This window comes from Chromobacterium sinusclupearum (genome assembly GCF_002902845.1).
GTDB lineage: Bacteria > Pseudomonadota > Gammaproteobacteria > Burkholderiales > Chromobacteriaceae > Chromobacterium > Chromobacterium sinusclupearum.
In genome coordinates this window covers 70,731-90,018 of record NZ_PPTF01000019.1, presented here as the reverse complement: position 1 = coordinate 90,018, position 19,288 = coordinate 70,731, and the positions used below count along the sequence as shown (strand labels likewise).

13 protein-coding genes are annotated in these 19,288 nt (G+C 62.9%); 7 read left to right on the top strand and 6 right to left on the bottom strand.

From position 1 onward, the window contains the following. Window positions 1-4: 4 nt before the first annotated feature. Entirely contained in the window at window positions 5-1,171 is a 1,167-nt protein-coding gene (gene flhB, locus C2134_RS05615; RefSeq protein WP_103318231.1) for a flagellar biosynthesis protein FlhB, read from the bottom strand. A gap of 137 nt (window positions 1,172-1,308) precedes the next feature. Between flhB and C2134_RS05610 the strand changes: the two genes are divergently transcribed. The 5 genes from C2134_RS05610 (at window position 1,309) to C2134_RS05590 (ending at window position 9,499) form a co-directional block, all read left to right on the top strand. Then, window positions 1,309-2,103 carry a thymidylate synthase gene (locus tag C2134_RS05610; protein ID WP_103318461.1) on the top strand — a complete coding sequence of 265 codons (795 nt, stop codon included), beginning with the start codon at window positions 1,309-1,311 and terminating at the stop codon, window positions 2,101-2,103. Next, a complete protein-coding gene (locus tag C2134_RS05605; RefSeq protein WP_103318228.1) occupies window positions 2,100-2,597 on the top strand; it encodes a dihydrofolate reductase in 498 nt (165 codons plus the stop codon). Before C2134_RS05610 ends, C2134_RS05605 begins: the two co-directional genes overlap by 4 nt. Window positions 2,598-2,885: 288 nt before the next feature. Further along, window positions 2,886-6,338 (top strand): alpha/beta fold hydrolase, encoded by a 3,453-nt coding sequence (locus C2134_RS05600; RefSeq protein WP_103318226.1) that lies wholly within the window; start codon window positions 2,886-2,888, stop codon window positions 6,336-6,338. A 56-nt stretch (window positions 6,339-6,394) separates the two neighbouring features. After that, window positions 6,395-8,281, top strand: coding sequence for a c-type cytochrome (locus tag C2134_RS05595; RefSeq protein WP_103318224.1), 1,887 nt, complete (start codon window positions 6,395-6,397; stop codon window positions 8,279-8,281). A gap of 30 nt (window positions 8,282-8,311) precedes the next feature. Beyond that, window positions 8,312-9,499 carry a metallophosphoesterase family protein gene (locus tag C2134_RS05590; protein WP_103318222.1) on the top strand — a complete coding sequence of 396 codons (1,188 nt, stop codon included), beginning with the start codon at window positions 8,312-8,314 and terminating at the stop codon, window positions 9,497-9,499. A gap of 78 nt (window positions 9,500-9,577) precedes the next feature. Here C2134_RS05590 and C2134_RS05585 read toward each other — a convergent pair whose 3' ends face one another. The 3 genes from C2134_RS05585 to C2134_RS05575 form a co-directional block, all read right to left on the bottom strand. After that, window positions 9,578-10,246 (bottom strand): GntR family transcriptional regulator, encoded by a 669-nt coding sequence (locus C2134_RS05585; protein WP_071109666.1) that lies wholly within the window; start codon window positions 10,244-10,246, stop codon window positions 9,578-9,580. Between the two features lie 445 nt (window positions 10,247-10,691). Continuing rightward, window positions 10,692-11,393: a bifunctional 2-polyprenyl-6-hydroxyphenol methylase/3-demethylubiquinol 3-O-methyltransferase UbiG gene (gene ubiG, locus C2134_RS05580; RefSeq protein ID WP_103318220.1), complete on the bottom strand. Its 702-nt coding sequence runs from the start codon at window positions 11,391-11,393 to the stop codon at window positions 10,692-10,694. Window positions 11,394-11,397: 4 nt separating this feature from the next. Next, window positions 11,398-12,717 (bottom strand): TRZ/ATZ family hydrolase, encoded by a 1,320-nt coding sequence (locus tag C2134_RS05575; protein WP_103318218.1) that lies wholly within the window; start codon window positions 12,715-12,717, stop codon window positions 11,398-11,400. Window positions 12,718-12,965: 248 nt separating this feature from the next. On the opposite strand from C2134_RS05575, the gene C2134_RS05570 reads away from it, so the two are divergent. Then, window positions 12,966-15,779, top strand: coding sequence for a bifunctional diguanylate cyclase/phosphodiesterase (locus tag C2134_RS05570; RefSeq protein ID WP_103318217.1), 2,814 nt, complete (start codon window positions 12,966-12,968; stop codon window positions 15,777-15,779). Between the two features lie 61 nt (window positions 15,780-15,840). On the opposite strand, the gene C2134_RS05565 is transcribed toward C2134_RS05570, so the two are convergent. Together C2134_RS05565 and C2134_RS05560 are read right to left on the bottom strand one after the other, a co-directional pair. Continuing rightward, window positions 15,841-16,842, bottom strand: a complete 1,002-nt coding sequence (locus tag C2134_RS05565; RefSeq protein WP_103318215.1) for a transporter family protein — start codon at window positions 16,840-16,842, stop codon at window positions 15,841-15,843. 242 nt (window positions 16,843-17,084) lie between these two features. After that, window positions 17,085-17,507, bottom strand: coding sequence for a hypothetical protein (locus C2134_RS05560; protein ID WP_233196363.1), 423 nt, complete (start codon window positions 17,505-17,507; stop codon window positions 17,085-17,087). A gap of 317 nt (window positions 17,508-17,824) precedes the next feature. On the opposite strand from C2134_RS05560, the gene aldA reads away from it, so the two are divergent. Beyond that, the gene (gene aldA / locus C2134_RS05555) at window positions 17,825-19,249 is read left to right on the top strand and encodes an aldehyde dehydrogenase (RefSeq protein ID WP_103318213.1); all 1,425 of its coding nucleotides are present in this window, start codon (window positions 17,825-17,827) and stop codon (window positions 19,247-19,249) included. The last annotated feature ends 39 nt before the right edge of the window (window positions 19,250-19,288 follow it).

The window sequence follows — 19,288 nt, the reverse complement described above, 5'->3', positions numbered from 1 at the left end:
TGGCTTATCGGCTTTCTTCTGGCGCCGAATCTTGCGGACGTTTGCTGTACGGGTCAAGCTCCTCGGGCACATCCAACTGGTCAGGGAACACCGGAGCCGCGCCGCCGACCGACTGGTATTGCTGCAGCTGGAACACATAGGCCAGCACCTGGGCCGCCGCCGCGTACAGCGCGGCCGGGATGTCTTCGCCCAGTTCGGCATTGAAATACAGCGCCCGGGCGAAACGCGGCGACCGCATCACCGGCACCCGGCTGTCCTTGCCGGTGTCTATGATCTTTTCCGCCAGTTTCAGCGAGCCCTTGGCCACCACCTGCGGCGCGCGCATGCCGTCTTCGTACTTCAGCGCGACCGCGAAGTGGGTTGGGTTGGTGACGATCACGTTGGCCTTGGGCACTTCCTGCATCATGCGCTTGCGCGCGGCTTCGCGCTGCATCTGGCGGATGCGGCCCTTCACTTCCGGCGAGCCTTCCGCCTCCTTGTATTCCTGCTTGACCTCTTCCTTGGTCATCCTGAGTTTCTTGTAGTAGCTCCACAGTTGATAGGGAACATCGATCGCCACCAGCAGTATCATCGCCGCGGTGACGATGAAGAAGGTGTGGATGATCATGTCGGTCATCTTCAGGATGGCGGCTTCCAGCGGCATGGCGATCAGACCGATGATCTCATCCCGCTCTTTCCAGATGTACCAGGTGGCGATGCCGCCGATCAGCAGGCTTTTCAGAATGGCTTTCAGGCCCTCGGTGGCGGCATTCAGCGAAAAGAGGCGCTTGATGCCGGGCAGGGGATTGAGCTTGCCGAAATTCGGCTCCAGCGCCTTGGTGGTGAGATTCCAGCCGCCCACCAGGGTGGGGATGAACAGGGCTACCAGCACCAGCCCGCCGAAAAACGGCGCCAATTGCGACAGCGCGCCGAAGATCGCTTCCTTGAATTGACGCAGCGCCGGCTCGGTGTTCTGCACGGTGCTTTGATTGAAGGTGAGCAGTTGCCGCATGGTTTCGCGCAGGAAAACGGCCATCTTGCCGCCCAGCACCATCAGCAGGGAAACGCCGGCCATGGTGATGGCGAACGTCGACAATTCCCGCGATCGGGGAATATTGCCGTCTTCTCGAGCCGTTGACAGCCGTTTGGCTGACGCGGGTTCGGTGCGTTCGAGGTCAGAGTCTTCTGCCATGGGCTCGTTTCAGTTTTGCTTTAATAATGCTTTTGTCTTGATTTTAAAATGAATGTTAGCGTATGCCGGGCCGCTCCGGCCAGTGTTACAATCTGGGCCTTTGGTTTTGCCGCCTTGGCGGAGTGGGGAAAATCGACATGCAACAGTACCTCGACCTGATGCGCCATGTGCTGGAACACGGCCATGACAAGGCCGACCGCACCGGCACCGGCACCCGTTCGGTGTTCGGCTACCAGATGCGTTTCGATCTGCAGGACGGCTTTCCGCTGGTCACCACCAAGAAGCTGCATCTGAAATCGATCATCCATGAGCTGCTGTGGTTCCTGTCCGGCGACACCAATATCCGTTATCTGAAGGAAAACGGCGTATCGATCTGGGACGAGTGGGCCGACGAGAACGGCGACCTTGGCCCGGTGTACGGCTATCAATGGCGCAGCTGGCCGGCGCCGGATGGCCGCAGCATAGACCAGATCAGCCAGCTCTTGGACATGATCAAGAAGAATCCGGACTCGCGCCGGCTGATCGTATCGGCGTGGAATCCGGCGCTGGTGGACCAGATGGCGCTGCCGCCGTGCCACAGCCTGTTTCAGTTTTACGTCGCCGACGGCAAGCTGTCCTGCCAGCTTTATCAGCGCTCGGCCGATATTTTCCTCGGCGTGCCGTTCAACATCGCCAGCTATGCCTTGCTGACCATGATGGTGGCGCAGGTCTGCGGCTTGCAGCCAGGCGATTTTGTCCACACCCTGGGCGACGCCCATCTTTACAGCAACCATCTGGAGCAGGCCAGGCTGCAATTGACGCGCGAGCCGCGCCCGCTGCCGACCATGAAACTGAATCCGGCAGTCAAAGACCTGTTCGCCTTCACGTTCGAGGACTTCGCGCTGGAAGGCTATGATCCGCATCCGCACATCAAGGCGCCGGTGGCGGTATGAGCGAGGCGAGCAAACCGATGCTGACGCTGGTGGCCGCGATGGCCGCCAACCGCACCATAGGCATCAACAACGCGCTGCCCTGGCATCTGCCGGAAGACCTGAAGCATTTCAAGGCGGTGACCTTGGGCAAGCCGGTGATCATGGGCCGCAAGACCTGGGACTCGATTGGCCGGCCGCTGCCGGGGCGCCGCAATATCGTGGTGACGCGCCAAGCCGACTGGCGCGCGGACGGCGCGGAAGTGGCCCATTCCCTGGAGGAAGCGCTGGCCTTGGCCGGCGCGGTGGACGAGGCCTGCCTGATCGGCGGCGCCGAGTTGTACCGCCAGGCGCTGGCCATCGCCGATAAGCTGTGCCTGACCGAGATCGGCCAGGCTTTCGACGGCGACGCACATTTTCCGGCGTTTTCCGCCGCTGACTGGCGCGAGACCGCGCGCGAGCCGACGGTGGGCGCCAACGGGCTGGCTTACGCCTTTGTCGAGTACCTGCGCCGCTGACTCAGCGTATTCGCGAGACGCCGCGCCTGTGGATTATCTGGCCGGAAGCGTTTGCTTCCGGCTTTGTCATTTGCAGAAGCGGAATGTCTTTATGATCAGCCCTAATCATTTATCATTGATAACGTTATTTTTTTGATCTAGACCTGATGAAAAGCGTTTAGCGCGTGTTCAAACGCTCAAATCAATAACAACGCCGGCCTGGCCGGCCTCGCGCCCGCAGCCTGACTGCGCCGCGCCTTCTGCATGGTATTCGTGGCCTGAAATCCTATCCGATACAGGAGCACGAGAATGGCGCGCATCTCCACCCCCATCAGCGAGATCAAAGAGCATTACGAAGTCGTGGTGATCGGTTCCGGCTACGGCGGCGGCATTGCCGCTTCCCGCATGGCGCGGGCGGGCCGCAGCGTCTGTCTGCTGGAGCGCGGGCGCGAGATCGTTCCCGGCGAATACCCGGCCACGCTGGCCGAAGCCACGCCGGAATTCCAGGTGCACCATCCGGACGGCCATCTCGGCTCGCGCACCGGCTTGTATGATCTGCACGTCAATCCGCAGCAGAACGTCATGGTGGGATGCGGCCTGGGCGGCACCTCGCTGATCAACGCCAATGTCTCGCTGCAGCCGGAGCCGCAGGTGTTTGAAGATCCGCGTTGGCCGCGCGCGGTGCGGGAGCACGCCGACACCCTGCTGAAAGACGGCTTCGCCCGCGCTCAGGAGATGCTGCGGCCCAATCCCTATCCGGACACGGCTCCGCCCTTGCCCAAGCTGCAGGCCAACCAGAAATCCTCGGAGCGGCTCAAGGACAAGCACAGTTTCTATCGGCCGCCGATCAACGTCACTTTCGAGCCGTTTCCGGACGATCTCAATCACGTCGGCGTGGAGCAACAGCCGTGCAATTACTGTGGCGACTGCGTTTCCGGCTGCAACAACAAGGCCAAGAACACCACGCTGATGAACTATCTGCCCGACGCCTGCAATCATGGCGCGGAAATTTTCTGCCAGGCCTCGGTGCGCTATCTGCAGCGCGACGGCGACGGCTGGATCGTGCATTACCAGTACGTGGGCACCGGCCGGGAACAATTCGACGCGCCGACGCTGTTCGTCAAGGCCGACATCGTCATCCTGTCCGCCGGCACCCTGGGCTCCACCGAGATCCTGCTGCGCTCGCGCGATCAAGGACTCGCGCTGTCCGGCGAGCTCGGGAAGCACATGAGCGGCAACGGCGACATCCTGGGCTTCGGCTACAACAACGACGACAAAATCAACGGCATCGGCTTCGGCAGCCATTCGGGCAAGGACATCGGTCCAGTGGGGCCCTGTATCACCTCCATCATCGACATGCGCGACGAGACCGACTGGCGCAAGCGCATGGTGATAGAGGAGGGCTCCATTCCGGGCGCGATAGGCGTTGCCATGGTGCCGGCGATGGCGGCGGCTTCGGCGGAGCTGGGGCAAGCGGCGGAGAGCGGGCCGCTGGCCAAGCTCAAATACCTTGCGCGAGAGGCGGAAAGCGCCTTGCGCGGGCCCTATCACGGCGCGATGAACCGGCTGCAGACGTATCTGATCATGAGCCACGACGATGGCGCAGGCACCATGGCGCTGGACGAGCATGACCAGTTGAAGCTGGAATGGCCTGGCGTGGGCGAGCAGCCCAATTTCGAGATCGGCAACGCGCGGCTGCTGGAGTCGACCCGCGCGCTGGGCGGCATCTATGTGCGCAACCCGATCTGGACCGACCTGTTTCGCCACAGCCTGATCACCGTTCATCCGCTGGGCGGCTGCGTGATGGGCGAGGACGCGGCCCAGGGCGTGGTCAACCACAAGGGCCAGGTGTTCAGCGGCGCGGCTGGAGACGCGGTCTATCCGGGGCTGTATGTCACCGATGGTTCCGTGATCCCCACCTCATTGGCGGTCAATCCCTTGCTCACCATCTCCGCGGTCAGCGAGCGGGCGATGGCCTTGTTGGCGGCCGATCGCGGCTGGACCATAGACTATGCCTTGCCGTCGGCGCCGCGCCGGCGTCAGTCGCCCGCCAAACCCGGCATCGAATTCACCGAGACGATGAAGGGCTTCTTCTCCACCGCCCGCCGCCAGCCGGCCGGCACCGATCTGGCGGCCTACCAGGCGGCGTATCAGGCTGGCAAGGATGCGGGGTCGAACATGGGCTTCACGGTCACCGTGCGCTCGGACGATCTGGATCAACTGATATCGAACCCGCAACACCCGGCGACCATTGTCGGCACCCTGGACACGCCGGCGCTGTCGCCGCGGCCGTTGACCGTCACCCACGGCGTATTCAATCTGTTCGAAACGTTTCCCGATCAGGTGGGCGTGCGGCACATGAACTACAAGATGCGGCTGACGGCGGAGGACGGCGCAGAATACTTCTTCAGCGCCTTCAAGTCCGTGCCGAGCAACCACAGCGTGCTGCAGGCGTGGTCCGATACCAGCACCTTGTACGTCACCGTGTATCGCGGCGGGGATGAGGGCGGAGAAGTGGTGGGCAGCGGCGTGCTGCATATCGAGCCGGCGGATTTCGCGCGGCAGATGACCACGATGAAGGTGCTCAATGTGGAGAGCGAAGCCGAGCGGCTCAAGCAGCTGGCGCGCTTCGGGGAATACTTTGCCGGCGTGCTGTGGGACAGCTACGGCGGGGTGCTGGCGCCCAATGTCTATTTCAACCCGGACGCGCCGCCGCGCAAGAAGCGGCCGTTGAACGTCGGCGCGCCTGAGGTCGTGTTTTTTGCGACCGACGACGGCGTCCATCTGCGCCTGACCCGCTACCAGGGCGGCGGCAAGGGGCCGGTCATGCTGGTGCATGGCCTGGGCGTGGGCTCCAATATCTTTTCCACCGACACCATCCCCACCAATCTTGTGGAGTACCTGTACCAGCGAGGCTACGATGTGTGGCTGCTGGACTTCCGCGTCAGCATCCTGCTGGACGCCAGCAAGCAACAGTGGGACGGCGACCAGGTGGCCCGCTACGACTTCCCGGCGGCGATCCGGCAGATCCGGGAGCGGACCGGCGCACCCGATGTGCAATGCGTGGTGCATTGCTACGGCGCCACCACCTTTTTCATGTCGCTGCTGGCCGGTCTGGAGGGCGTGCGTTCGGTGGTGTGCTCGCAGATCGCCGCAGACATCGTGGTGCCGCCGGCCACCAAGGTCAAAACCGGGCTGCATCTGCCGTCGGTGCTGGACAAACTCGGCGTGCATTCGCTGACGGCCTACACCGCTTCTGACTCGAGCTGGTTCGAGAAGCTGTACGACGCCGCGCTGAAGGACTACGCGCTGGAGGAGGCGCAGGGCTATTGCGACAACCCGGTGTGCCACCGCATCACCTTCATGTACGCGTCCCTGTACCGGCATGCCACGCTGAACGAAACCCTGCATGACAATCTGCACGAACTGTTCGGCATCGCCAATATGCGCACGATGGAGCATCTGGCGCGCATGTGCCGCGAAGGCCGGCTGGTGGCGTTCGACGGCGCCGATGTCTACATGCCGCATTTCGAGCGGCTGCAGCTGCCGATTCTGTTCATCAGCGGCGCGGACAACGAGTGTTACCTGCCGGAGAGTACCCAGCGCACCTACGACAAATTGGTGGAGCGCTATGGGCCGGAGCGTTACAGCCGCGTGGTGGTGCCGGGGTATGGCCATATCGACTGCATCTTCGGCAAGGACGCCGCCGCGGATGTCTATCCGGCCATCGCCGCCCATCTGGACAAGACCGCTCAGGTTTGACTCTTGCCGTACCCGCGCCTTGCGGCGCGGGTTCTCTGCCGCCACGAGGACAAGTCATGGAAAACGCATGCTCCGCCAACCCCTGGATCCGGTGGTTTCAGCGTTTCATCTGGATCGGGATCGTCATCAATATGGTATTCGCGGTGCCGGCGCTGTTCTGGCCGGGCTATCTGAATGCCAGCTTCGGCCTGCCTACCCAGGCGGTTTACCCTTGGCTGCAAAACGCCGGCATGCTGCTGGTGGGGATCAGCCTGTTCTATGCGCCGGCCGGCATCTGCGCCACGCGCTACCCGGTGTATGCCTGGCTGTGCGTGCTGTCCAGGCTGATCGCCGCGGTGTTCTGGGTCTACCTGATCCAGACTTCGGGTTATCCGGACGCCTTCCGGCCCTTGCTGTATTCGGACGGAGCGATGTTCCTGATTCTGGGCGGGCTGCTGTATGCCGGCATGCCGCCGGAGCAGCGGCCGTGGTCCTTGCTGTGCTCCGGTCTGTGCACCCTGTGGCGCTGCGTGGCGCATGGTTTCAGCGGCGCCAGGCGCAAGGCGGCGATTGTCATCGTGCTGGTATTGGCCTTCGTCGGCTATGAAACCTGGACCAATCTGTTCCGCGAAGTGCCGCAGCCCGCGCTGCAATCCGATGTCGAGCATTTCAAGTATGCCGCCATCGGCCTGGGGCCGGACGCCCGCATTCCGTTGTATGTGTTCGCGGTTTTGCCCCAGGTGTGCGCGCAACGCATGCCGAGAATGGGAACGGGCTGGCAGACTTTCGGCTTCATCTATGAAGGCGGACATGATTTGCCCATCGGACTGGCCAAGCGGCAGATCGGCTATCCGTCGGTGGAGCCCAATTGCGCCCTGTGCCATACCGGCCAGTACCGCAAGAGCGCGGATGACGTGCCGGTGCCGGTGCCCACGGCGCCGGCGGCGCTGCTGGATCTGGAGTCGTTCCAGTGGTTCCTCTACGACTGCGCCGGCGATCCGGACTTCAAGTCCAAGGTGATGGACGCCATCAATCAGCATTACGATCTGGGGCCCATCGAAAAGCTGTTCTACCGCTTCCTGATCGTGCCGGCCACCCAGCAGGCTTTTCTCAAGCAGGAGAAGCAGTACGCCTGGCAAAAGCTGCGGCCGCTGCAGGGGCCGGGACGCACCGACACCTTCAACCCCACCAAGATGGCGATCTTCGGTTTCCCGGACGACTCCACCATAGGCACGGTGGACTTGCCGCAAATCTGGAACCAGAAGCCGCGCGAATCAATGTACCTGCACTGGGACGGCAATAACAACGACATCCACGAGCGCAACTATGCCGCGGCCATGGCCGTGGGGGCGACGCCGCAGTCGGTGCTGCCGGCCGAATTCCAGCGCGTGACCGACTGGCTGCTGACGCATGAACCGCCCAAATGGCCGTTCGGCGGCCTCGATCAAGTGCGGGTGGCGCGCGGGCGCACGCTGTGGGAGCAGAACTGCGCCCAGTGCCATGATTTTGGCAAAGCCGACACCGGGCAGGTGACGGTGGGGCTGGATGAGCTGGGCACCGATCCCTACCGCGTCAACTCTTTCACCGTCGGCCTGGTGGACAAATTTCATCAGTTCAAGAAACCGCCGTTCGATTTTGGCGCCTATAGGAAGACGCAGAGCTACAGCAATACGCCCACCGATGGCATCTGGCTACGCGCGCCCTATCTGCACAACGGTTCGGTGCCGACCTTGTGGGACCTGCTGCAGCCATCGGACAAGCGGCCCAAGATGTTCTATCGCGGCTCCAGCGTGTTCGACACCCGCAATGTGGGTTTTCTCAGCGGCGGGCCGGACAGCAAGGGCGGCGGTTACTTCCAGTTCGATACGCGCTTGCCGGGCAATCACAACACCGGGCATGAATACGGCGTTCATCTGAGCGACAGCGATAAATGGGCGCTGATTGAGTACATGAAGACGCTGTAAATCATCGGCGATGAAACAAGGAGGCGGGCGATGGATGTGTTTGCAGATTGGAAGAGCAGGATTGAGAGCGATCTGGCGGCGACCGAACAGAATCTGCAGCAGAAGCAGCAGATGCTGGCGCGCTTGCAGCAGGCGCATGATCAGGTGTGGGAGGTGATCAATAGCGGCTCCACCTCTTCGGCCGGCATCCCGTGGGAGTTTGCCCATGGCCTGTCCATCCTCGAGGGCGTGCTGGACGGCAAGCCGCTGCCCACTACCGAGGCCGAGCTGCCCACCCGCGTGATGGATGACGGCACGCTGCTGGGCTGCCGCAAGTGGGAGCTGCTGGACCCGCTATGGGGCGAGTCGCTGGTGGCCTGGTTCGAGCACCTGGCGAATCGCGCGCCGTGGGCGAGCCAGCCGGCGGCGCTGACCCTGCCTGATCAGGTCAGCTTCAATATCGCTGGAGACTGGGGCAGCGGCGACTATATCGCCGGCAAGGTGGCGGCGGCGATGGCCAAGCAGCCGGCCGATTACACCATCCACCTGGGCGATGTCTATTACGCCGGCTCCAGCCCGGATGAGAGCCGCGACTTTGCCAACTGGCCGGCCGGCGGACGCGGGCAATTCACGCTGAACTCCAACCATGAGATGTACAGCGGCGCGTTTGGCTATTTCCAGGAGCTAGGGCTGCGCTTCCCGCTGCAGCAGGGCACCAGCTATTTCAGCCTGTGCAACGCCAATTGGCTGATTCTTGGCCTGGATACCGCCTATTGGTCGGACAAGTACAAACTGTATATGGACGGCGCCTTGGGCGACGCGCAGGCGGCTTGGCTGAAAAACATGGCCGCCGGCTGGCAGGGCAAGATATTGCTGCTGTCGCACCACCAGGGTTATTCGATAGACGGTTCGGCGACCACCCCGCTGTACGACGAAGTGACCGCGGCCTTGGGGCGGGCGCCGGACTACTGGTACTGGGGACATCTGCACAATGTGATCTGCTATCAGCCGCGCAACGGCATGCTGGGGCGCTGCGTCGGCCATGGCGCCATTCCCTATGGCCCGGCCAGCATTCTGGACGGGAAGCCGCAGGTGGCATGGGCGGAAACGCGCTCGGCCGACGACAGCCAGTACCCGCAGCGGGTGCTGAACGGCTTCATTCGGCTGGAACTGAATGGCATGGCGCTGACGGAAACCCTGTACGACGAAAACGGGCAGCGCCGCTGGCCATTGCCGTGATGGCCTGAGATGGACAAAAGCAAAGGGCTGCCTGGGGCAGCCCTTGTCATTCCATGCCTCGGCAAGCGCCTGCCACGCTCAGCCGCGGCCCTCCAAGGCCTCGGCCGCGCTTTGCGCCAGTTGGCTGTAATCGCGGCCGAAATCGGCCACCATTTGCTTCAGTCGCGCGGTATCGCGCGCGATCAAGGTTTTCAGCAGGCTTTCCAGGAACAGGTGGGTGCGCTCCATCTGGCTCTGGCCGGCGCGCAGAATGGCGTACAGGCAGCGCTGGGTCAGCGGCAGCATGTCGTTCAGGGTGTCGGTCAGGTAACGGTTGTCGGCATGACGGTACAGCGCGGACAGGAATTCGATGCCGTAATCGTAGAAGGCTTGCAGGTCATCGCGGCGCTTGGCTTCTTCCAGCTGCGCCATCAGCTCGATGAAGCGCGCCAGGTCGTCGTTCTGCCAGCCGGCGGCCAGATTTTGCACCACGCGCTCCAGCAGTAGAAACCATAGATCGAAGAAGTCCCGCACGTCGCGCGCGCTGATGCTGGCCACCACCGCGCCGCGGCGCGGGAAGATGTCCACCAGATGGCGGCGCTGCAAAATCAGCAAGGCCTCGCGCACCGAGCCGCGGCTGACTTCCAGCTCGGACGCGATGCGCAGTTCCTGTATCCGCTCTCCCGGTTTCATCTCGCCTTGGATGATCTGCCTGCCGAGATATTGGGCGATCTGTTCGGTCAACAGGTCGTTGGCCTTGAATGTCATGCGTCATCTCCGGAATGGAATGTTATCGTTCTCGTACGTATTGTAAGGCATGATGATGCCAGATTGTCCGGCAATATCCTGTTGGTTTGCCGGTTTGTATCCAGTGCGGGCGTCGAGCCTAATGACGCAACCCTGCGGTGGCGCATTATCATGCATCTGCTTCAGAAAGGGCGGCCATGATATCAATCAGACGATTAAAACGCATGTTTTGTGTTTCTGTTGACAGCTGGGCGTGGAATTATCTGTCGCCAGCGGCGCGGAAGGGGCTGAGTGCTTGCGCATAGAGCCGCTGACAAAACCTCGTTAGAGAACCTGAGCCAAGGCGCGCCGACGCAGACAGTACAAATCGTACGGCAAGGCGGCGCAACGCAGGATCAGGGGTTTTGTTAGCGGGTCTGAGGGAGGCGCGCGCCGTCCAAGATTGCTAGAGCGGCGCGCGGGAGGCTTACTCCGCCGAGCGGCGGGTGGCCATCAGGTAGTTGACGTCGGTATCGTCGTTCAAGGAGTAGATGCGGGTGATGGGGTTATAACCCATGCCGCTGAGGCCGTGCAGGCCCAGGCCGGCGTGCCGCACCATGCGCCCCAGCTCGGACGGCTTGATGAAGCGCGCATATTCATGCGTGCCGCGCGGCAGCATGTTCAGCACATACTCCGCGCCGAGGACGGCGAGCATATAGGCCTTGGCGTTGCGGTTCAGCGTGGAGAAGAACACCCAGCCGCCCGGCTTGACCAGCGTGGCGCAGGCGCGCACCACGCTTTGCGGGTCCGGCACGTGTTCCAGCATTTCCATGCAAGTCACCACGTCGAAGCTGGCCGGCATCTCCGCCGCCAGTTCCTCCACCGGCACGCAGCGGTAATCGATGGGCACGCCGGATTCCAGGCTGTGCAGCTGCGCGACCTTCAGCGACTTCTTGGCCAGGTCGATGCCGGTCACCTGGGCGCCTTTTAGCGCCATGCTCTCGGCCAGGATGCCGCCGCCGCAGCCCACGTCCAGCACCTTTTTGCCGGCGAGGGAGGCGTGGCGGTCGATGTAGTCCAGACGCAGCGGGTTGATTTCGTGCAGCGGCTTGAATTCGCTGTCCTTGTCCCACCACTTGTGCGCCAGCTGGCTGAATTTGTCGATTTCGAGTTCGTCTACGTTGCTCATGCTTTTACTTTGCCAGGATGCGGTTGCGCCAGTCGTCGGCGCGGGCTTTCAGAGTGGCCTCGTCCAGCGTCTTGAGCTTGCGGCCGGCCATCAGCGCGCGGCCCTTGACCCAGACGTGGCTGACTTGCTCGCGGCCGGCGGCGTACACCACATGCGAGATCGGGTCGAAGGCCGGCGCGGTTTCCAGTTCGGACAGGTCGATGGCGATCAGGTCGGCATCCTTGCCCACCTTGACCGAGCCGGTCTTCTCGGCGATGCCCAGCGCGCGCGCGCCGTTCAGCGTGGCCATGCGGATGGCGGCGGCGGCGGGCACGGTGGTCGGGTCCAGCGTGCCCACCTTGGCCAGCAGGGCGGCCAGGCGAGTTTCCGCCAGCATGTCCAGCTTGTTGTTGGAGGCGGCGCCGTCGGTGCCGATGCCCACGGCGATGCCGGCGTCCAGCATCTTGCCGATGGGAGCGATGCCGGAGGCCAGCTTCATGTTCGAGGCCGGATTGTGGGCGGTGGACACGCCGTATTTCGCCACCAGCTCGATTTCGGCGTCGTTCAGATGCACCATGTGGGCGGCCACCAGCCGCGGCGACAGCATGCCCAGCTGCTGCAGGCGGGCCAGCGGGCGTTGGCCGTGCTCCTTGACGCTGTTGTTCACCTCGTCGGCGGTTTCGTGGATGTGGCAGTGGATCAGCATGTCTTCCTGCTCGGCCAGCGTCACAACCTTGCGGAAGGTATCGTCCGATACGGTGTAGGGCGCGTGCGGAGCCAGGGTGAAGGTCACCAGCTCTTCGCCCAGGAACTGGCTGCGCTCGGCCATGCCCTTGGCGATGTAATCGTCGGCGTTGGTCGCGTAGTTGGTCGGGAATTCCAGGATGGAACAGCCGACGAAGGTGCGCATGCCGGAAGCCAGGCCGGCGCGCGCCATCGCGGCGTTGTAGAAATACATGTCGTTGATGGTGGTGGTGCCGCCGCGGATCATTTCGCCCATGGCCAACAGCGCGCCGTCGAACACGAAATCGTCGCGCACATGCTTGCCTTCGGCCGGCCAGATGTGGTTTTGCAGCCAGTCCATCAGCGCCTTGTCGTCGGCCAGGCCGCGCAGCAGCGTCATCGCCGAATGGCCGTGCAGGTTGACGAGGCCGGGCATCAGCACGTGGTCGGGCAGCTCCAGCCGTTCGTCGGCTTCCAGCGCGGCGGCGTCGGCCGCTGGAATAATGGCGGCAATCCTGCCATCCTTGATCGCCAGCGCGTGGTTTTCCAGGATTTCGCCATCCGTTTCCACGGTGATGATCCAGCGGGCGGAGATAATCTTTTCATAACGTGATTGCGGCATGGTGTGAATCCTGAACGCGTTGTCAAAAAGTGTCGTGGATTTTAGGCCCTGTGGCCCCGGCAAGGCAATGCGCCGCCCTTTATCTCCAGCGGTATTGGCGCATCCATGCGTGAAAATGACAATTGCAGATGACTTGTGGATATATAGAGGAAATGCCGGCCGACGCCGGTGTATACTGCTGATTGCACATATAAAACCCACTCCGGATACGAACTCCGAAACTTCGGCGAAGCAAAGACTAGCGCGACATGGCTCAACAAGCAGACGATAAAACCACTGCCAGCACTGGCCTGAATCTGAGGGACGTGTTTCTCATCGCCGTGATACTCGGCTTGCTGATCCCTGCCTCCATCATCAGCTATCTCAGTTTCAACATCCAGAAAGACAATCTGACGGCGCAGCTGGACACCGACCAGCGGCGTCTGCTCGACATCGTCGCCCTCGGCATGCAGGAGCCGCTGTGGAACCTCAGCCGCCAGGCCGGCAACCCCTTGATCGCGTCGGTGATGGAAGACCCGCGCGTGATCTCCATCCGCGTCACCGACACCCAATCCAACCAGGTGTTTCTGTCGGCGGTGCACAGCGAGCGCCGCATCGGCAGCGTGTCCTTTGTCGAAAAGCCGGTCATCTACCGCGGCGAGGCCATCGGCCAGGTGACGATGGAGTTCGACAACGAGAACCTGGCCATCGCGCTGAGCAATCAGGTCAAGAACATCCTGACGATTCTGGCGGCGCAGCTGGTGCTGTCCATCATGCTGATCATGAGCATCCTGCACTCGCGTTTCCTGCGGCCGATGCGCTTGCTGACCGAGCAGGCGCGGCTATTGGCCGAGTTGAAACTGGACACGCCGTTTGAATGGTCGCGCCGCGACGAGCTGGGCCGCTTGGGCACCCACCTGGAGTGGACCCGTTCGGAACTGAAACGCCTGGTGGACGAGCTGCGCGCCAAGACGCTGGCGCTGGAGGCCGATATCTCGCGCCGCCGCGAAGTGGAAGACGCGCTGCGCCGCTCCGAGAACAAATACCGCGAGCTGTTCTGGTCCAATCTGGACGGCATCGTCATCAGCTCGCTGGACGGGCAGGTCATCGACGCCAACCCGGCCTTCCTCAACCTGATGTGCTACAGCCTGGACCAGCTCAAGCAGCAGAATTTCTGGAGCCTGGTGGCGGAGGAGAGCGAGGCGCTGGAGCGCTTCAATCTGGACAACAAGGTGTTGCGCTTCGGCTATTGCGACGAATTCGAAGCCACTTATCTCAACCGCTTCGACAACCAGGTGCCGGTCAGCGTCAAGACGGTGGCGATGCGCGACGCCTTCGGCCGCATCAACGCGGTGTGGCGCATGGTGCGCGACATCTCGGAAAAGCGCGCGGCCGAGGAGCGGGTGCAACTGGCCGCCAAGGTGTTCGAGAACACCGTCGAAGGCATCATGATTACCGACGCCGACAAGCGCATCCGCAGCGTCAACCGCGCCTTCACCGAAATCACCGGCTATACCCAGCACGAGGTGCTGGGCCAGAAGACCAGCATCCTGTCGTCCGGCCGCCACGACGCGCCGTTCTACGAACAGATGTGGCAGGCCATCGGCGAGAACGGCTCCTGGCAGGGCGAGCTGTGGAACCGCCGCAAAAACGGCGAGGTGTATCCGGAGTGGCTGGCGATCAACGCGGTGCGCAACAGCCTGGGCGAGATCACCCACTATGTGGCGATTTTCAGCGACCTGACCGAGCGCAAGGCCGCTGACGACCGCATCCAGTTCCTGGCGCACTTCGACGTGCTGACCAGCCTGCCCAACCGCGTGCACATGCAGGACCGGGTGGAGCTGGCCATCCACAACGCGGTGCGCGACAACCAGCGGCTGGCCCTGCTGCTGCTGGACCTGGACCGCTTCAAGACCGTCAACGAGTCGCTGGGCCACTCGGCCGGCGATACCCTGCTGCAGGTGGCGGCGGACCGCATCCGCTCGGTGCTGGGTCCGGGCGAAATGCTGGCGCGCCAGGGCGGCGACGAATTCATCATCCTCTTGCCTCTGATTTCCGATCCGGGCGAGGCGGCGCTGGCGGCGGAGCGGGTGCGCGAGGTGTTCGCCAGCCCGATCGAGCTGCACAACCACGTGATCACCATCACGCCGTCCATCGGCATCAGCGTCTACCCGGACGACGGCCGCGACTACGAAACCCTGGTGCGCAACGCCGACGCGGCGATGTACCACGCCAAGTCCTCCGGCCGCAACAGCTACAAGTTCTACACCGCGGACCTGAACGCCCGCGCCCGCGAGATCCTGGCCATCGAAAGCCAGCTGCGTTTCGCGCTGGAGCGCGACGAGTTCGTGCTGCACTACCAGCCGCAGGTGGACATGAAAACCGGCTGCATCATCGGCGCCGAGGCGCTGATCCGCTGGAACCACCCGTCGCTGGGCCTGCTCGGCCCGGTGCGCTTCATCCAGGTGGCCGAGGAGCGCGGCTTCATCGTGCAGATCGGCAATTGGGTGATCGCCGAGGCCACGCGGCAGATGGTGGCGTGGCGCCAGGCCGGCTTGCCGGAGGTGACGCTGGCCATCAACCTGTCGGCGCTGCAGTTCCGCCAGCCCGACTTGGCCGAACAGGTGCAGCAGGCCTTGTCGTCGCATGATCTGCCGGGCCACGCCCTGGATATCGAAGTGACCGAGAGCGTCATCATGGAGGACGCGCAGGCCACCATCCAGGCGATCGACACCATGAAGAGCATGGGGCTGCGGCTGTCTATCGACGACTTCGGCACCGGCTACTCCAGCCTGTCCTACCTCAAGCGCTTCAAGGCCGACAAGCTGAAGATCGACCGCTCCTTCGTCCGCGACATCCCGCAGGACGCCGACGACAGCGCCATCGCCCGCGCCATCATCAATATGGCGAAGAACCTGAATATGCAGGTGGTGGCGGAGGGGGTGGAGACGATGGAGCAGTGGCAGTTCCTGGAACAAGAGGGTTGCGATTTCGTCCAGGGCTATTTGATCGCCAAGCCGCTGCCGGCGGAGGAGTTCGCCGCGCTGCTGACCCAGGGCAGCCTGCTGCCGCAGGATGGGTGACAGCCGTTCAGGCATGCACAAGGCCCGCGCAGAAGACGCGGGCCTTTTTCTTGCCGCGTGGTCAGAACGAAATGCGCGCGCCCACGGACGCGGTATAGCGCGGCGCCAGTTGCACGCCGTTGACGTTCTGGTATAGCGGCAGCTGTACGAAGCCGTATATCGAGGTCTGTTTGGTCAGCGGCACTGTCAGTCCCGGACTCAGGTAGATCAGCGTGCCGCCGGTGCTGACGGTATCGGCGTTGTTGCCGGCATCGTGCTGGACGTAGCGGGCATTGATCTGCAATTGCGGCATCCAGCCGGCCAAGCCGGTGTAACGCACGCCCAGATTCAGATTGACGCCGGTGCCGGGGCGGTATTGGTCTGAGGTATCCAGCGCGCTCTGCACGGTGGCCTGGGTGAAGTAGCTCCAGTTGCGGTTGAATTCGCCGAAATAGTAGGCGCCGAAGATGGCGTCGGTGGTGCCGGTGCCGGGTTGCAGGCCGCGGTCGATCACGGCTGGCGCGCCCGGATTGGCCGGGTCGGTGGAGGTGCCGGTTTCGGTGTGACTGCCGGTGGGCAGCTTCAGGCCTAACAGCAGGCCGAAGTTGCGCGCTTCGGCGAAGCCCTGATAGCGGCCGATCACTTTGATATCGCCGAGGCCGGAGGTGCTGGAGTTGTATGCCCCGCCGTCACTGGCCGCGGTGTAACCATCGGAGCCGGTGCCCAGTGTGCTGTGCTTGCGATCGATGTACGGAACCGTCACGTTGACGCCCCAGGCCGGCGAGAAGGAATAGTCGAAACCCAGCGTCAGATAATTATTGCGGGTGTACTTCTCCACTTCCTGATTGCCTTGATTCAGCTGGCTGGCCGCCGCCGGCGAGATGGTGCCGCTGCCGCTGCGCAGCTGGTCCTGGTCCAGGTAATCGTAACGGATGTCCATTTTCAGGCCGGGCTGGGTGGTGAAGCCCTGGCTTTCCCAATCGGAACTCAGCGTGCAGCCGCAGCTGGCGCAGGCGTAGGCGCCGGAAGAGGCGGTGACGGCGAGGAGGGCCGGCAGCAGTTTGACGAGATGACGAGCGGTCATGGGATTTCCCTTTTTGTTCACATTGTCTGGGAAGTATGGCCAAGGCCGTCGCTGCTGAGGCTGCGGCAAAATGCCGCACGCTGTGGGCGGAAGCCGCTTATTGAAATCCAATTTCTCGGATGTTGTCCATTTCGGCGAATTACACTGTCTGCAACGGTAAAAGCAGAACATGATGCCGATGCGGCGTGATTAATTTGTGTGAAGAGGGCGTGCTTGCCGCACGCCCTTGGCGTGAATGGCTGTCAGCGCTGATACCAGTCGCGCCTATCATGATCGCCGTGCCAGGCCTCATGATATTCATGATGATCGTGCGGCGGCATCGAGTAGCGCGTGTGGTAGTGCGGCACATAAACCTGTCTATACCATTCGTCGCGAACGAAATAGACCCTGTGGTTGCAGGCATGATATTGGCGGCAGTAACGGTCCCAGTGCCGCATATGCTCCGGCTGCACGCGCAGATAGATGGGCGGGGCGGCCACCGGCACCGGCTGGACGATCACCGGCTGCGGGTAGACCAGTTGCGGCGCGGGCGCGCCGCCGATGTCGAGCTGGCCGTAGAAGCTGGGCTCGCCTATATGGACGGACACGCCCACGTCGGCCCGGGCGGGCAGAGTGGCGGCGAGCGCGCAGGAGGCCAATGCCGTGGCGACGAGCATGCGTTTCATGATGTGTTCCTTGTTGAATCTTGCTTGCATGCTCTGACTTTGGCAGGCCCTGTTTGCTCATCCGCGAACTTCACGCCGGCAATGGTTTCCAATTTTGTACCCTGGCGGCTGGCGCAATGATTGCTCATCGATGCGCTGCTGCGAGGGCCTCGCTGTGGCGAGGAAGGCTGGCCAGGGAAGGGCGGCGCGTGGGACTCGGGAGGGATGGAAGGACTTTGATTTCATATATGAAATAAAAAATCCATATCTGAAATTGTTTTGACGCTGTCTGGCCTGGCTGGTGTGATGGATGCCAACACAAGCACGAGGCCAGAGACATGCGTGATTACCGCAATTTCATCAATAACCAGTTTGTCGAGTCCATCGGCGGCGGCGCCATCGACGTGCAGGACCCGGCCACCGAGCAAATAGTGGCCCAAGTCCCGTCCGCCAGCGCCGAAGAGGCGCGCGCGGCGGTGGATGCCGCGGCGCGGGCGCAAAAGGACTGGGCCGCGCTGCCCAGCGTCGCGCGCGGGCAATATCTGCACAAGCTGGCCGACGCGCTGGATGCCCGCGCCGGCGAGATCGGCCAGGCGCTGGCCGCCGAGTCCGGCAAGAGCCTGGCGGATGCCACCGCCGAGGCGCGCTACGCCGCCGAGATCACCCGCTATCACGCCGAATGGGCGCGCCGCCTGGAAGGTGAAGTCATCCCCAGCGACAACCCGGATGAAAACCTGCTGCTGATGCGCGAAGCCATCGGCGTGGTGGCCTGCCTGATTCCGTTCAATTTCCCCGTCTACACCCTGCTGCGCAAGATCGCGCCGGCGCTGATCGCCGGCAATGCCGTGGTGGTCCGCCCCAGCAACAACACGCCGTGCTCGGCGTTTGAAATCGCCAAAGCCGTGCAGCAGGCTGGCTTGCCGGCCGGCGTGGTCAATATTCTGACCATGAGCCACCAGGTGGCGGAAACCATCTGCACCCACCCCAAGGTGGGCATGATCACGCTGACCGGCAGTGTGGGGGCCGGCCGCAAGGTGCTGGAGTATTCGCAGGTCAACATCGCCAAGTCCTCGCTGGAGCTGGGCGGCAAGACGCCGGCCATCATCGAGCCGGACGCCAATCTGGCGCAGGCCGCCAACGACATCGTCGGCTCCGCGCTCAGCCATTGCGGGCAGGTGTGCACCTCGGTGGAGCGGGCCTATGTCCATGAATCGGTATACGACGACTTCGTGCGTCTGCTGAAGGAGCGTTTCACCGCCCGGCAATGGGGCAACCGCGCCGAGCATCCCAACTACATGGGGCCGCTGGTCAACGCCTCGTCGCGCTTGAACATCCACCAGATGGTGGCGCGCGCGGTGGATGACGGCGCAGTGCTGGAAACCGGCGGCGTGCTGCCCGAGGGCAAGGGCTGGTTCTATCCGCCCACGCTGCTGACCGGCTGCCGCCAGGACATGGAGATCGTGCAGGAAGAGATCTTCGGCCCGGTGCTGTGCGTGCTGAAGTACCAGACCGCCGAAGAGGCGCTGCGTCTGGCCAACGACCACCAGTTCGGCCTGGCCTCGGTGCTGTACACCGAGAACTATCGCACCGTGATGCGCTTCGCCAACCGGATCGAGGCCGGCGAACTGTACGTCAACCGCACGCCGGCCGATCCGTACCAGGGCTATCACTCCGGCTGGAAACGTTCCGGCCTGGGCGGCGACGACGGCAAGCACGGCATGCTGGAGTTCACGCAGACCCGCCTGGTGATCATGAAGTACTGATTTTCCCCCATTACCCAAACTGCCGTTCCGCCGCTTACC